The organism is Pseudomonas sp. ICBG1301 (genome assembly GCF_016918385.1).
Taxonomy (GTDB): domain Bacteria; phylum Pseudomonadota; class Gammaproteobacteria; order Pseudomonadales; family Pseudomonadaceae; genus Aquipseudomonas; species Aquipseudomonas palleroniana.
Genome location: NZ_JAEKGB010000001.1, coordinates 202,913 through 216,251, shown reverse-complemented (window position 1 = coordinate 216,251; position 13,339 = coordinate 202,913). Strand labels below are relative to the sequence as shown.

Annotated in this window: 15 protein-coding genes; 10 read left to right on the top strand and 5 right to left on the bottom strand. The window is 61.6% G+C overall.

What is annotated here, in order from left to right; genetic code table 11:
• The first annotated feature begins 71 nt into the window (after nucleotides 1–71).
• From JBE38_RS00985 to hemN, 8 genes are all read left to right on the top strand, one after another.
• Entirely contained in the window at nucleotides 72–326 is a 255-nt protein-coding gene (locus JBE38_RS00985) for a type II toxin-antitoxin system Phd/YefM family antitoxin (protein WP_060756154.1), read from the top strand.
• Complete coding sequence (locus JBE38_RS00980) at nucleotides 326–736, top strand: type II toxin-antitoxin system VapC family toxin (protein WP_205343370.1); 411 nt, start codon at nucleotides 326–328, stop codon at nucleotides 734–736. The genes JBE38_RS00985 and JBE38_RS00980 overlap by 1 nt, the downstream gene beginning before the upstream one ends.
• A 206-nt stretch (nucleotides 737–942) precedes the next feature.
• Entirely contained in the window at nucleotides 943–2,358 is a 1,416-nt protein-coding gene (ccoG, locus tag JBE38_RS00975; RefSeq protein WP_205343369.1) for a cytochrome c oxidase accessory protein CcoG, read from the top strand.
• Between the two features lie 30 nt (nucleotides 2,359–2,388).
• Entirely contained in the window at nucleotides 2,389–2,922 is a 534-nt protein-coding gene (locus JBE38_RS00970; RefSeq protein ID WP_060756157.1) for a FixH family protein, read from the top strand.
• Between the two features lie 7 nt (nucleotides 2,923–2,929).
• On the top strand, nucleotides 2,930–5,380 hold the full coding sequence (locus JBE38_RS00965) for a heavy metal translocating P-type ATPase (RefSeq protein ID WP_205343368.1): 2,451 nt from the start codon (nucleotides 2,930–2,932) through the stop codon (nucleotides 5,378–5,380).
• A 22-nt stretch (nucleotides 5,381–5,402) separates the two neighbouring features.
• A complete protein-coding gene (ccoS, locus tag JBE38_RS00960) occupies nucleotides 5,403–5,615 on the top strand; it encodes a cbb3-type cytochrome oxidase assembly protein CcoS (protein ID WP_005790284.1) in 213 nt (70 codons plus the stop codon).
• Nucleotides 5,608–6,291: a sulfite exporter TauE/SafE family protein gene (locus JBE38_RS00955; protein WP_205343367.1), complete on the top strand. Its 684-nt coding sequence runs from the start codon at nucleotides 5,608–5,610 to the stop codon at nucleotides 6,289–6,291. Before ccoS ends, JBE38_RS00955 begins: the two co-directional genes overlap by 8 nt.
• A gap of 102 nt (nucleotides 6,292–6,393) precedes the next feature.
• Entirely contained in the window at nucleotides 6,394–7,776 is a 1,383-nt protein-coding gene (hemN, locus tag JBE38_RS00950; protein ID WP_205343366.1) for an oxygen-independent coproporphyrinogen III oxidase, read from the top strand.
• A gap of 6 nt (nucleotides 7,777–7,782) precedes the next feature.
• On the opposite strand, the gene JBE38_RS00945 is transcribed toward hemN, so the two are convergent.
• Nucleotides 7,783–8,268, bottom strand: coding sequence for a hypothetical protein (locus tag JBE38_RS00945; RefSeq protein ID WP_060756160.1), 486 nt, complete (start codon nucleotides 8,266–8,268; stop codon nucleotides 7,783–7,785).
• 153 nt (nucleotides 8,269–8,421) lie between these two features.
• Between JBE38_RS00945 and fnr the strand changes: the two genes are divergently transcribed.
• Both fnr and JBE38_RS00935 read left to right on the top strand, forming a co-directional pair.
• Nucleotides 8,422–9,156 carry a fumarate/nitrate reduction transcriptional regulator Fnr gene (gene fnr, locus JBE38_RS00940; protein ID WP_060756161.1) on the top strand — a complete coding sequence of 245 codons (735 nt, stop codon included), beginning with the start codon at nucleotides 8,422–8,424 and terminating at the stop codon, nucleotides 9,154–9,156.
• Between the two features lie 81 nt (nucleotides 9,157–9,237).
• On the top strand, nucleotides 9,238–9,786 hold the full coding sequence (locus JBE38_RS00935; protein WP_090369375.1) for an adenine phosphoribosyltransferase: 549 nt from the start codon (nucleotides 9,238–9,240) through the stop codon (nucleotides 9,784–9,786).
• Here the strand turns inward: JBE38_RS00935 and JBE38_RS00930 are convergent, their stop codons facing one another.
• The 4 genes from JBE38_RS00930 to JBE38_RS00915 all read right to left on the bottom strand — a co-directional run bounded on the left by JBE38_RS00930 (nucleotide 9,787) and on the right by JBE38_RS00915 (nucleotide 13,309).
• Nucleotides 9,787–10,935: an acyl-CoA dehydrogenase family protein gene (locus JBE38_RS00930; protein WP_205343365.1), complete on the bottom strand. Its 1,149-nt coding sequence runs from the start codon at nucleotides 10,933–10,935 to the stop codon at nucleotides 9,787–9,789.
• A 199-nt stretch (nucleotides 10,936–11,134) separates the two neighbouring features.
• Nucleotides 11,135–11,737, bottom strand: a complete 603-nt coding sequence (recR, locus tag JBE38_RS00925; protein ID WP_060756164.1) for a recombination mediator RecR — start codon at nucleotides 11,735–11,737, stop codon at nucleotides 11,135–11,137.
• Between the two features lie 66 nt (nucleotides 11,738–11,803).
• Nucleotides 11,804–12,838: an NADP-dependent oxidoreductase gene (locus tag JBE38_RS00920; protein ID WP_060756165.1), complete on the bottom strand. Its 1,035-nt coding sequence runs from the start codon at nucleotides 12,836–12,838 to the stop codon at nucleotides 11,804–11,806.
• A 132-nt stretch (nucleotides 12,839–12,970) separates the two neighbouring features.
• Nucleotides 12,971–13,309, bottom strand: coding sequence for a YbaB/EbfC family nucleoid-associated protein (locus tag JBE38_RS00915; RefSeq protein ID WP_003193199.1), 339 nt, complete (start codon nucleotides 13,307–13,309; stop codon nucleotides 12,971–12,973).
• Between the last annotated feature and the right edge of the window lie 30 nt (nucleotides 13,310–13,339).

The following is a 13,339-nucleotide window of genomic DNA, read 5'->3' as shown; positions in this document are numbered from 1 at the left end:
CCTCGGACTTGCTCCTGCTCGAACCTAAGTAGTAACGTGCCTACATAAAATCTGACGAAGGGGGACACCCCATGACCATCACCACCATTTCCAGCCGGGAATTCAATCAAGACACAAGTGGTGCCAAAAAAGCCGCTCGCCAAGGGCCGGTTTTTATCACCGACCGCGGCAAGCCTGCCCATGTCCTGCTAAGCATTGAGGACTACCAGAAACTGACAGGCCTCGATGCTGACATCGTTGACCTGCTGGTGATGTCGGAAGCGGCCGATATCGAGTTCGAAACCGAACGTGCCGTGATCATTCATCGACCTGTGGACCTCTCTTGATGTACCTGCTCGACACCAACGTAATCTCTGAACTTCGTAAACCCCAGGCTGACGCCAAAGTCGTCGCCTGGGCAAAAAGTGTCATTGCTCCACGCATGTTCATCTCGGCTATCACCCTCAAGGAACTGGAGACCGGCGTCTTGCGCATTGAACGTCGAGACCCGGTGCAAGGGAAGGTGTTACGAACCTGGCTGAAAAAGCACGTAATGCCCGCCTTTGATGCCAGGATCCTGCCTGTCGATGCCACAGTTGCGCTGCGTTGTGCGCAATTGCATGTACCCGACCAGGCTAATGAGAGTGATGCACTGATCGCCGCGACGGCTCTGGTGCATGGGCTGACCGTCGTGACGCGCAATGTCTGCGACTTTCAGTCCAGCGGCGTTCCGTTGCTCAATCCATGGAACGAATGACCCGCCTTGAGGCAAAAACCGTCCATACTTCCCAAGTCAATTGATCCAGATCACATATACCATCAATTGAATTCCCCCAACGCGACCAAAGGTCGCACCCTTAGCGCACCACCGGGGGCGTATCATTAGGCCACTGCCACACCCCTATTTGACCCCGGCCGGCACGTACTGGCCGAGGCAAGTCTCCACCGCCGTGGGATGCAATGATGAGCAACCAGATACCGGTACATGACGTTACCCCGCCTGCCAAAAACGCCAGCAACACGGTCGATCTCTACGCCTCGCGAGAGAAGATCTACACCCGCGCCTTCACCGGCCTGTTCCGTAATTTGCGCATGCTCGGCGGCGCCGGTCTGTTCCTGCTCTATTTCGGCACGGTGTGGCTGAACTGGGGAGGCCACCAGGCGGTGTGGTGGAACCTGCCGGAACGTAAATTCTTCATTTTTGGCGCGACCTTCTGGCCCCAGGATTTCATCCTGCTGTCGGGCCTGTTGATCATTGCCGCATTCGGCCTGTTCTTTATCACGGTGTACGCCGGTCGCGTGTGGTGTGGTTATACCTGCCCGCAAAGCGTGTGGACCTGGATCTTCATGTGGTGCGAAAAGGTCACTGAAGGCGATCGCAACCAGCGCATCAAGCTCGACAAAGCGCCGATGGGCATCAACAAGTTCCTGCGAAAATTGAGCAAGCACAGCCTGTGGCTGTTGATCGGTTTTGTCACCGGCATGACCTTTGTCGGCTACTTCTCGCCGATCCGCGAGCTGGTGTTCGACTTCTTCACCGGCCAGGCCGATGGCTGGTCCTATTTCTGGGTGGGTTTCTTCACCCTCGCCACCTATGGCAACGCCGGCTGGCTACGCGAACAGGTGTGCATCTACATGTGCCCGTACGCACGCTTCCAGAGCGTGATGTTCGACAAAGACACCTTGATAGTCTCCTACGACCCGCGTCGCGGTGAAGTGCGTGGCCCGCGCAAAAAAGGCGTCGACTACAAGGCTCAGGGCCTGGGCGATTGCATCGATTGCACGATGTGCGTGCAGGTCTGCCCGACCGGGATCGACATCCGCGACGGCCTGCAAATCGAATGCATCGGTTGCGCCGCCTGTATCGACGCGTGCGACAACATCATGGACAAGATGGACTACCCACGTGGCCTGATCAGCTACACCACCGAGCACAACCTGTCCGGGCAGAAGACTCACAAGCTGCGCCCACGATTGATCGGCTACGCCCTGGTCCTGCTGGCGATGATCAGCCTGCTGGTCACGGCATTTTTCATGCGCTCGCTGGTGGGCTTCGACGTCAGCAAAGACCGCGTGCTCTACCGCGAAAACGCCGAAGGCCGCATCGAAAACGTCTACAGCCTGAAGATCATGAACAAAGACCAGCGCGACCACACCTACGTGCTCGACGCAGTGGGCCTGCCGGACCTCAAGCTGCAAGGCCGCCGCGAGATCAAAGTCGCCGCCGGGGATATCTTCAGCATGCCGGTGGAACTGTCCAGCGCCCCCGAGCAACTGCCGTCGAGCACCAACGAGGTGAAATTCATCCTCAAGGATGCCGATGACGACAGCGTCCACGTTGAAGCCAAGAGCCGATTCATCGGCCCCCAGGTCCGATAAACAAAAAGCCCGTTAAAAGAGAGCGCCACAATGCCCGCAGCAACTGCCGCAAGCCCTTGGTACAAGCACCTTTGGCCCTGGATCATCATTGGCATCCTGGCCTGCTCGGTGACCTTGACCCTGTCCATGGTGACTATCGCGGTGAAAAACCCCGACAACCTGGTCAACGACAACTATTACGAGGCCGGCAAAGGCATCAACCGCTCCCTGGATCGCGAACAACTGGCGCAGACCCTGCAACTGCGTGCATCGGTGCACCTGGACGAGCTGACTGGCGAAGTCGACCTGCGCCTGACCGGCAACAGCAACCCGAATACGCTGGAGTTGAACCTGATTTCGCCAACCCAACCGCAGAAGGACCGCAAGATCATCCTGACCCGTAGCGACAGCGAACCGGGGCGCTACATCGGCCAGGTCACCGACAAGGTCGACGGCCGACGCTTCGTGGAACTGCTCGGCGTAGAAGGTGACAAGACCTGGCGCCTGTTCGAAGAAGAGCAGGTCAGCCACGACAAGGACCTGCTGCTGGGTGACGAACCGCTGCAAGGTGCTGAAGACCAGTAACCCGACCATGACCAGCCCCGTCCCCTGCTACCACTGCGCCCTGCCCGTCCCGGCGGGCAGCCGGTTTACCGCGCAGATCCTGGGTGAACCCCGTGAGTTGTGTTGCCCAGGCTGCCAGGCGGTGGCCGAAGCCATCGTTGCCGGTGGGCTGGAAAGCTACTACCAGCACCGCAGCGAAGCCTCGGCCAACCCCGAGGCGTTGCCGGTGCAACTCGTCGACGAATTGGCGCTGTACGACCGCGCCGACGTGCAAAAGCCCTTTGTACGCCACGAAGGCGAACTGGCGGAAGCCACCCTGTTGATGGAAGGCATCAGTTGCGCCGCGTGTGGCTGGCTGATCGAAAAACACCTGCGCAGCCTGCCCGCTGTGGCGGAGGCGCGGCTGAACCTTTCCAACCATCGCTTGCAGGTCCGCTGGGCCGACGCTCAATTGCCGTTGAGCCGGTTGCTCGGTGAACTGCGTCATATCGGCTATGCCGCCCACCCCTATCAGGCCGACCGCGCAGCCGAGCAATTGGCCGGCGAGAACCGCCTGGCCCTGCGTCAGCTGGGGGTGGCCGGTTTGTTGTGGTTCCAGGCGATGATGGCAACCATGGCGACCTGGCCTGAATTCAACATCGATCTGAGCCCGGAACTGCATGTGATCCTGCGCTGGGTGGCGATGTTTCTCACAACCCCCATCGTGTTCTACAGCTGCGCGCCGTTTTTCAAGGGCGCCCTGCGTGACTTGCGTACACGTCACCTGACCATGGATGTGTCGGTATCCCTGGCGATTGGCGGCGCGTACCTGGCGGGCATCTGGACCGCGATTACCGGCTCCGGCGAACTGTATTTCGACGCGGTGGGCATGTTCGCGCTGTTCCTGCTGGCCGGCCGCTATCTGGAACGCCGCGCTCGCGAGCGCACCGCCGCCGCCACCGCGCAGTTGGTCAACCTGTTGCCCGCCTCGTGCCTGCGCCTGAACAGCGATGGGCAGAGCGAGCGCATCCTGCTCAGTGAGTTGGTGTTGGGTGATCGGGTATTGGTACATCCGGGCGCCGTCCTGCCGGCCGACGGGGTGATTCTCGAGGGTCAGTCGAGCATCGACGAGTCGCTGCTGACCGGCGAATACCTGCCGCAATCGCGCTTTACCGGTGACACCGTCACCGCCGGTACGCTTAACGTCGAAGGCGCGCTGACCGTCGAGGTGCGCGCCTTGGGCCATGACACCCGCCTGTCGGCCATCGTGCGCCTGCTGGAGCGCGCCCAGGCCGAGAAACCGCGCCTGGCGCAAATCGCCGACCGCGCGGCGCAGTGGTTCCTGTTGTGCTCACTGGTCGCCGCGCTGCTGATCGGCCTGGCGTGGTGGCAACTGGACCCGACGCGGGCGTTCTGGATCGTCCTGGCAATGCTGGTGGCGACCTGCCCTTGTGCGCTGTCGCTGGCCACCCCGACGGCCCTCACCGCCGCCACCGGCACCCTGCACAAACTCGGGCTGCTTTTGACCCGCGGCCATGTACTGGAAGGTTTGAACCAGATCGATACGGTGATTTTCGACAAGACCGGCACCCTGACCGAAGGTCGCCTGGCGTTACGTGCCATACGTCCCGTGGGCGCGTTGAACAGCGATGACTGCCTGAGCCTCGCCGCCGCCCTCGAAAACCGCTCCGAACACCCCATCGCCCGAGCCTTCGGACGCGCGCCGTTGGCCGCTGAAGAGGTCATCAGTGCCCCAGGGCTGGGACTGGAGGGGCGCGTGGGCAAACGCCGCCTGCGCATCGGCCAGGCCGCCTTTGTCTGCGAACTGAGTGGGTGCCCGCTGCCTGAGGCACCGGACGCAGCCGGCCAATGGCTGCTGCTGGGCGACAGCCATGGCGCCCTGGCCTGGTTCGTGCTGGATGACCGCTTGCGCAGCGATGCACCGTCACTGCTGGCTGCGTGCAAGGCCCGTGGCTGGCACACGCTGTTGCTGTCCGGTGACAGCTCGCCAATGGTCGCCAGCGTCGCCGCCGACCTGGGCATCGACGAAGCCCACGGCGGCCTGCGCCCGGATGACAAGCTGCGGGTGCTGCAACGCTTGCACCAGGAAGGCCGCACCGTGCTGATGCTGGGTGATGGCGTCAACGATGTACCGGTGCTGGCCGCCGCCGATATCAGCGTGGCCATGGGGTCGGCCACGGACCTGGCGAAAACCAGCGCCGACGCCGTGCTGCTGTCCAACCGCCTCGATGCCCTGGTGCAAGCCTTTAGCCTGGCGCGGCGTACCCGACGGGTCATCATCGAGAATCTGCTGTGGGCCGGGCTGTACAATGGCCTTATGCTGCCGTTTGCCGCCCTGGGTTGGATCACCCCGATCTGGGCCGCGATCGGCATGTCCCTCAGTTCCTTGACTGTGGTGCTCAATGCGCTGCGCCTGGCTCGCCTGCCGAATGTGCAGCCAGCCGGCGCCCCCTTGGTAACCCGCCCGCTGCCGGTTTGAGGCCTGCGGGCATGGAGTGCAGATGCCAGCTCTATACGTGATGATCCCGGCGGCGCTGCTCTTAGTGGGCGTGGCCATTTACATCTTCTTCTGGGCCGTGGACAGCGGCCAGTACGAAGACCTCGACGGCCCGGCCCACAGCGTGCTGTTCGACGATCAGGACCCGAACCACCTGGCCGCCATCGACGAAGCGAACGGCCCGGAACAACCGCCCAAAGACCCTCCCCATGCTTGAGCTGGCCCCCCTGCTGGTCTCGGCGCTGATCCTCGGTTTGCTCGGTGGCGGCCATTGCCTGGGCATGTGTGGCGGGCTGATGGGTGCGCTGACCCTGGCGATTCCCAAGCACCAACGCGGCCGCAGGTTCCGCCTGCTGCTGGCCTACAACCTGGGGCGCATCCTCAGCTACGCGACGGCCGGGTTGTTGATCGGCCTGGCCGGCTGGGCGCTGACCAACAGCCCCGCCGCGATGTTCATGCGCGTGCTTGCCGGGCTACTGCTGATCAGCATGGGCCTGTACCTGGCCGGCTGGTGGAGCGGCCTGACCCGCATCGAAAGCCTCGGACGCGGCCTGTGGCGCTATATCCAGCCCGTCGCCAGCCGTTTGCTGCCGGTGTCCAGCCTGCCCCGTGCCCTGCTGCTGGGCGCGCTCTGGGGCTGGTTGCCGTGTGGCTTGGTCTACAGCTCCCTGCTGTGGGCGGCGAGCCAGGGCAATGCGCTGGACAGTGCACTGCTGATGCTGGCGTTTGGCTTGGGCACTTGGCCGGTGTTGCTGGCGACCGGCCTGGCAGCCGAACGCGTCACCGCCTGGCTGCGCAAACGCAGCGTGCGTGTGGCCGGTGGCGTATGGGTGATTGTGTTTGGCTTATGGACCCTGCCCGGCCCGCATCAGCACTGGTTGATGGGCCATTAACGGCCATGTGGCATAGCGCCGCTCCCCGTTGATGCAAATCAACATGCCACCTGCGGCTCGCCCCTAGACTCGGCCCACTAGCCTATCCGGGGGACCGCCCGCATGCTCGACGCCATTCGTTGGGACACACATCTGATTCACCGCTACGACTTGGCGGGGCCGCGTTACACGTCCTACCCCACCGCCGTACAATTCGACAGCCAGGTTGGCACCTTCGACCTGCTGCATGCCCTGCGCGAAAGCCGCAAAGCCGCCCGCCCCTTGTCGCTGTATATCCACGTGCCGTTCTGCGCGAACATTTGCTATTACTGCGCTTGCAACAAGGTGATCACCAAGGACCGTGGCCGCGCCCAGGCCTACCTGCAACGCCTGGAGCAGGAAATCCAGTTGGTGGCCTGTCACCTGGACCCGAAACAGCCCGTGGAGCAGCTGCATTTCGGCGGCGGCACCCCGACCTTTCTCAGCCATGACGAACTGCGCCAGGTGATGACCCACCTGCGACAGCACTTCAATTTGCTCGACGATGACTCGGGGGACTACGGCATCGAGATCGACCCTCGCGAAGCCGACTGGGCCACCATGGGCCTGTTGCGTGAACTGGGTTTCAACCGCGTGAGCATTGGCCTGCAGGACCTTGACCCGGAGGTGCAACGAGCGGTCAACCGCCTGCAAAGCCTGGAAGAAACCCGCGCAGTGATCGACGCCGCGCGCACCTTGCAGTTTCGTTCGATCAACATTGATCTGATCTACGGCTTACCCAAGCAAACGCCGTTGAACTTCGCGCGCACCGTGGAAGAAGTGATCAGCCTGCAACCGGATCGCCTGTCGGTGTTCAACTACGCGCACCTGCCCGAGCGCTTTATGCCGCAGCGGCGCATCAACACCGACGACTTGCCGTCGCCTGCGGCAAAACTGCTGATGCTGCAAACCACCATCGAGCAATTGACCCAGGCCGGTTACCGCTACATCGGCATGGACCACTTCGCCCTGCCGGATGATGAATTGGCTGTTGCCCAGGAGGAAGGCAGGTTGCAGCGCAATTTCCAGGGCTACACCACCCACGGCCATTGCGACTTGATCGGGCTGGGGGTATCGGCGATCAGCCAGATCGGCGACTTGTATTGCCAGAACAGCAGCGATTTGAACCAGTACCAGAACGCCCTGGCCGGCGCGCAACTGGCAACCAGCCGTGGCTTGGTCTGCACCACCGACGACCGCTTGCGACGCGAGGTGATTCAGCAGTTGATCTGCAACTTCAGCCTGGACTTCGAGCAGATCGAACTCGCCTTCAACATTGATTTTCGCGGCTATTTCCTTGAGCTGTGGCCACAGCTGGAGACCATGGCGGCAGACGGCCTGATCGAACTGGATGCACATCGCATTCGCGTGCTGCCGGCCGGACGCTTGCTGGTGCGCTCGGTGTGCATGGTGTTCGATGCCTATCTGGAGCACCAGAACAGGCAGCGATTCTCGCGGGTCATCTGAGCCCGGTTAGCGCGAGGCCAGGCTCATGGCTTCCAATTGAGCCGACGGTGGCTGGTCTTTCATGGCCTTGGCCAAAGCGGTCTGGGCCAAGGTCAAGCCAGCCTGTAATGCCGACACGCCAGCCTGCAGGTTGCCCACCTTCACCAGGCGCGCCTCAGGCGTCATGGAATTATCGGCCATGACCGCTGCCATTTCGGCCATTTTTTCGGCAAGCTGCTTTTTGAGTTCACGGATCATTTTCAGCAACTGCTTGACGCTATCGCTCAGGCTGCTGTTGTCGATATCACTATTGTCCGATTGCTCGGCCTTCGATGCGCCCATCGCCTCTCCGGAGATGACCACCTTTACCCCCTCGGTGGTCTTGGGTTCGGCGGTTTCTGGCGCGGTGGGTGCCTTGGAGGCGGCGTCTTTGTCCTTGGAGGCATCGGCGGCCTTCCAGACCGACACTGCAGCCACATTAATCTGTGGGTTCTGGACACTGCTGACGGACATGATCTGAGCTCCTGCTCGTTGAGAGACAACAATGTATCGGCAGCGATACAAAAACCTGTATACCGCTGCCGCTTTTTTGTACACGCTGGCCTCAGCTACCCTCGGTGCGTTACCCTTACGTCTTATGTGTGATTTCCCACAAGGATTTAAGAAATGTCCGAGCCAGTTAAACTGCGCGCTCACAGCCAGGCCCATTGCAAGGATTGCAGCCTGGCTCCCCTGTGCCTGCCACTTTCGTTGAATCTGGAAGACATGGATGCGCTGGACGACATCGTTAAACGCGGTCGCCCGCTGAAAAAGGGCGAGTTTCTGTTTCGCCAGGGCGACAAGTTTGACTCCGTCTATGCAGTACGTTCGGGGGCGTTGAAGACGTTCAGCCTGAGCGACAGCGGCGAAGAACAAATCACCGGTTTCCACCTGCCCAGCGAATTGGTGGGGTTGTCCGGCATGGACACGGAGATTCACCCGGTATCGGCCCAGGCTCTGGAGACGACGTCGGTATGCGAAATCCCCTTCGAGCGTCTGGATGAATTGGCCTTGCAACTGCCGCAACTGCGCCGCCAGTTGATGCGCGTGATGAGCCGCGAGATTCGCGACGATCAACAAATGATGCTGCTGTTGTCGAAAAAAACCGCCGACGAGCGCATCGCTACCTTCCTGGTCAACCTGTCGGCACGCTTCCGCGCCCGTGGCTTCTCGGCCAACCAGTTCCGCCTGAGCATGTCGCGCAATGAAATCGGCAACTACCTGGGCCTGGCGGTGGAAACCGTGTCCCGGGTGTTTACCCGCTTCCAGCAGAACGAGCTGATCGCCGCAGAGGGCAAGGAAGTGCACATCCTTGACCCGATCCAGCTGTGTTCGCTGGCCGGGGGGGCGCTGGAGAGTTGATCCAGCCACCTGCGGCCGCGCCAATCGGCGGGGCCGCAGGTATACTTCGAGTCCGTTTTCCGCTCCCAGGACTCTTCGACGATGACCTTCGATTCGTTCGACATCAAATCCCTGATCCGCCCTGTCATCGACTTCCCCAAGCCTGGGGTGATCTTTCGTGACATCACGCCGCTGTTCCAATCACCCCGCGCCCTGCGCCTGGTGGCCGACAGCTTTGCCCATCGCTATGTAGAAGCCGACTTCACGCATATCGGCGCGATGGATGCGCGGGGCTTTCTGATCGGCTCGATCATCGCCTACCAGTTGAACAAACCGCTGATCCTGTTCCGCAAGCAAGGCAAGCTGCCCGCCGATGTGTTGGCCGAGGGTTACCAGACCGAGTACGGCGAAGCTTTCCTGGAAGTGCACGCCGACAGTCTGTGCGAAGGCGACTCGGTCTTGATGTTCGATGATTTGATCGCCACCGGCGGCACCCTGATCGCTGCCGCCAACCTGGTGCGTCGCATGGGCGCGAAGATCTTCGAAGCCGCGGCGATCATCGACCTGCCGGAGCTGGGCGGCTCACAGCGCCTGGAAGACATGGGCATTCCGACGTTCTGCCTGACCCAGTTCGCATTGACCGAGCGCTGATCAAAGCCCCATCTGCTTGCTGATGATTTCATTCATCACTTCGCGAGTGCCACCCCCGATGGACAGGATGCGGTTGTCGCGGTACAGCCGCTCCACCAGGTTGCCACGCATGTAACCCTGGCCACCGAGGATCTGCACCGCGTCATAAGTGACGCGGTCGGCCGTGTCGGTGGCGAGGTTCTTGGCCATGGAAATCTCCTTGATCACACTCTTGCCGGCGGCCATCTTGGCCGCCTGGCGATAGGTGAATTCGCGGGACACTTCCACGGCGGTGGCCATTTCCGCCAACCGATGCTTGAGCACCTGAAACTTGCCGATGGGCTTGCCGAATGCTTCGCGCTGGGCAGCCCACTCAAGGCTTTGCTCCAGTGCCAGTTGCGCGGTCATATTGGCCATCAACGCCAGGGCCAGGCGTTCGCTCTGGAAGTTGCCCATGATGCAGGCAAACCCCATATTCTCGGCGCCGATCAGGTTGCTCACCGGCACCCGGCAATCGTCGAAGAACAGTTCAGCCGTGTCCGACGCCCACCAGCCCATCTTCTTCAGGGGCTGACCGACCGTGAAGCCTGGGGTGCCTTTTCCAATGAGCAGCAGGCTGATACCGCCAAAGCCCGGCCCGCCGGTACGTACGGCGACGGTGTAGAAGTCGGCGCGGCTGCCACTGGTAATAAAGGTTTTGCTGCCGCTGACGCGGTAATGCTCGCCCTCACGGACCGCACGGGTTCGCAGGTTGGCCACATCAGAACCGCCGCTCGGCTCGGTTACGGCCAGGGCGATGATCTTCTCGCCGGACAACACCTGCGGTACGACACGCTCCCGCAACGCGGGCCTGGCCCATTTGACGACGGGTGGCAAGCCGATATCCAGCGAACCCAAGCCGGCCACTACCCCGCCAGAGCCGCAGCGCATCAACTCTTCACTGGCGGCCACCTTGGCGAACAGGTCACCTTCATGGCTGCCGCCAAGCGCTTCGGGATAACCGATGCCCAGAATCCCCGCAGCACCTGCCTTGCGGTACAACTCGCGGGGAAAGCTTGCGGCCTCCTCCCATTGCTCGATGCCCGGCAACATCTCGCGCTCGACAAAACGGCGCACGCTGTCGCGGACCAAGAGGTGGCTAGGGTCGAAATAGTCCTGATAGGCAGACATCGGCAAACTCCACGCAGAGGTAGAGCGAACTTACCAAGCGCTTGCTTGGTTATCAAGCCGAACGCAAATACTGCCAGCAATGCAAAACCAATGTGGGAGGGGGCTTGCTCCCGATAGCGGTAGTTCAGTCAATCATCTATCGACTGTAAGATCGCCATCGGGAGCAAGCCCCCTCCCACAGATTTTGCTGCGTTGTTCTTTAGAGGGCGATGGGCTTGCGACCGGCAAAGGAGTGCGCCAAGGTGCCGCCATCCACCAGTTCCAACTCGCCACCCAACGGTACGCCATGGGCAATACGCGAGGTGACCAGGCCTTTATTGGTCAGCAGCTGCGCGATGTAGTGCGCCGTGGCCTCACCTTCCACCGTCGGGTTGGTGGCCAGGATCACTTCGGTGAAAGTGCCCTGCTCTTCAATGCGCGCCACCAGTTGCGGAATGCCGATGGCTTCCGGCCCCAGGCCATCCAGGGGAGACAAGTGCCCCTTGAGCACGAAGTAGCGCCCGCGGTAACCGGTCTGCTCCACCGCGTACACGTCCATCGGCCCTTCCACCACACACAACAGCGTGTCGTCACGGCGTGGATCGGCGCATTGCGGGCAGAGTTCTTCCTCGGTGAGGGTGCGGCACTGGCGACAGTGCCCCACACCCGTCATGGCCTGGCTCAGGGCCTGGGCCAACCGGGTACCGCCGCTGCGATCACGCTCCAGCAATTGCAGCGCCATGCGTTGGGCGGTTTTCTGACCCACGCCCGGCAAGGTACGCAAGGCGTCGATCAGTTGGCGAATCAGGGGGCTGAAGCTCATGGGCAATGGGTCCGACAAAACAACGAGACGCGGTTTATACCCGCGCCCCGGATTAGCGTCAAATGGTCAATCCTGCGCGAGGCGCACCACCAACTTGCCGAAGTTGCGCCCTTCCAGCAAACCAATAAAGGCTTCGGGCGCCTGCTCCAGCCCGTCGACCACGTCCTCGCGGAACTTGATCTTGCCGTCGCGCACCCACGGCGCCATCGCACTGAGGAATTCGGGCTGGCGGTCGCCATAGTCGTCGAACACGATAAAGCCCTGGATACGTACGCGCTTGGTGAGCAAGGTCCGTTGCAACGCTGGCAGGCGATCCGGCCCACTCGGCGCCTCATGGGCGTTATAGCCGGCGATCAGGCCGCACAGCGGAATACGTGCCTTGGGGTTGAGCAGCGGCACCACCGCATCGAAAACCTTGCCACCGACGTTTTCAAAGTAGATGTCCACGCCCTTGAAGCACGCCTGGGCCAGTTCATCGGCAAAGTGCTCGCTTTTGTGGTCGATACAGGCATCAAAGCCCAACTCGTCCACCACATAGCGACATTTATCCGCGCCACCGGCAATCCCCACCACACGCAAGCCTTTGAGCTTGGCCACCTGCCCCACCACCGAACCCACCGCGCCGGACGCCGCCGCCACGACCAGGGTCTCGCCAGGCTTGGGCTGGCCGATATCCATCAACCCCATGTAAGCGGTCATGCCCGGCATCCCCAGCACGCCCAACGCCATCGATGGGCTCGCCAGGCCCTTGGGCACCGGTATCAGGTTGCGACCGTCAGAAATGCTGTGGCTCTGCCAGCCGGTAGAGCCGACCACCAGATCGCCCACCTCGAATTTGGGATTACGCGATTGCTCAATACGACTGACGGCGCCACCGGTCATTACCTCGTCGATTTCTACCGGTGCTGCGTAGGACGGTGCGTCGCTCATGCGTCCACGCATGTAAGGATCGAGGGACAGGTACAGCGTCTTCAACAGCACCTGGCCGTCCGCCAAGTCCGGCAGGGTCACGCGTTCCAGACGGAAGTTTTCCGGCGTCGGCGCGCCTTGGGGGCGAGAAACCAGGACAATGCGCTGGTTCAGGACCGGTTCTTGAGGCATGAGGGGGCTCCTTTATCGAGTGCGTCGGTATAGGGTGCAGACCTTGCGCACCCCGCCAGGGTTCGATCGGATCACACAAACAAAAATGCCAGGCACGCGGCCTGGCATTGGAGTCTAGCTAACGCCGCCCGATCAGAACGGCAGCTTCATGCCCGGCGGCAGTTGCATGCCGGCGGTCACGCCGGACATTTTGTCCTGGCTGTTGGCTTCGATCTTGCGCACCGCGTCATTGACGGCGGCGGCGAACAAGGCTTCGAGCATTTCCAGGTCATCTTCGCCGACACCTGGCAATACGCTTGGGTCGATGCTCACGCGCTTGATATCGTGACGACCGGTCATCACCACGCTGACCATATCGCCACCGGCTTTACCGGTGACTTCGGCGTTGGCCAGTTCTTCCTGCATCTTGGCCATCTTTTCCTGCATCTGCTGTGCCTGCTTCATCAGGCCGGCCATGCCACCTTTCATCATGGGAATCACCTCAAAGTACGTGGATCAATT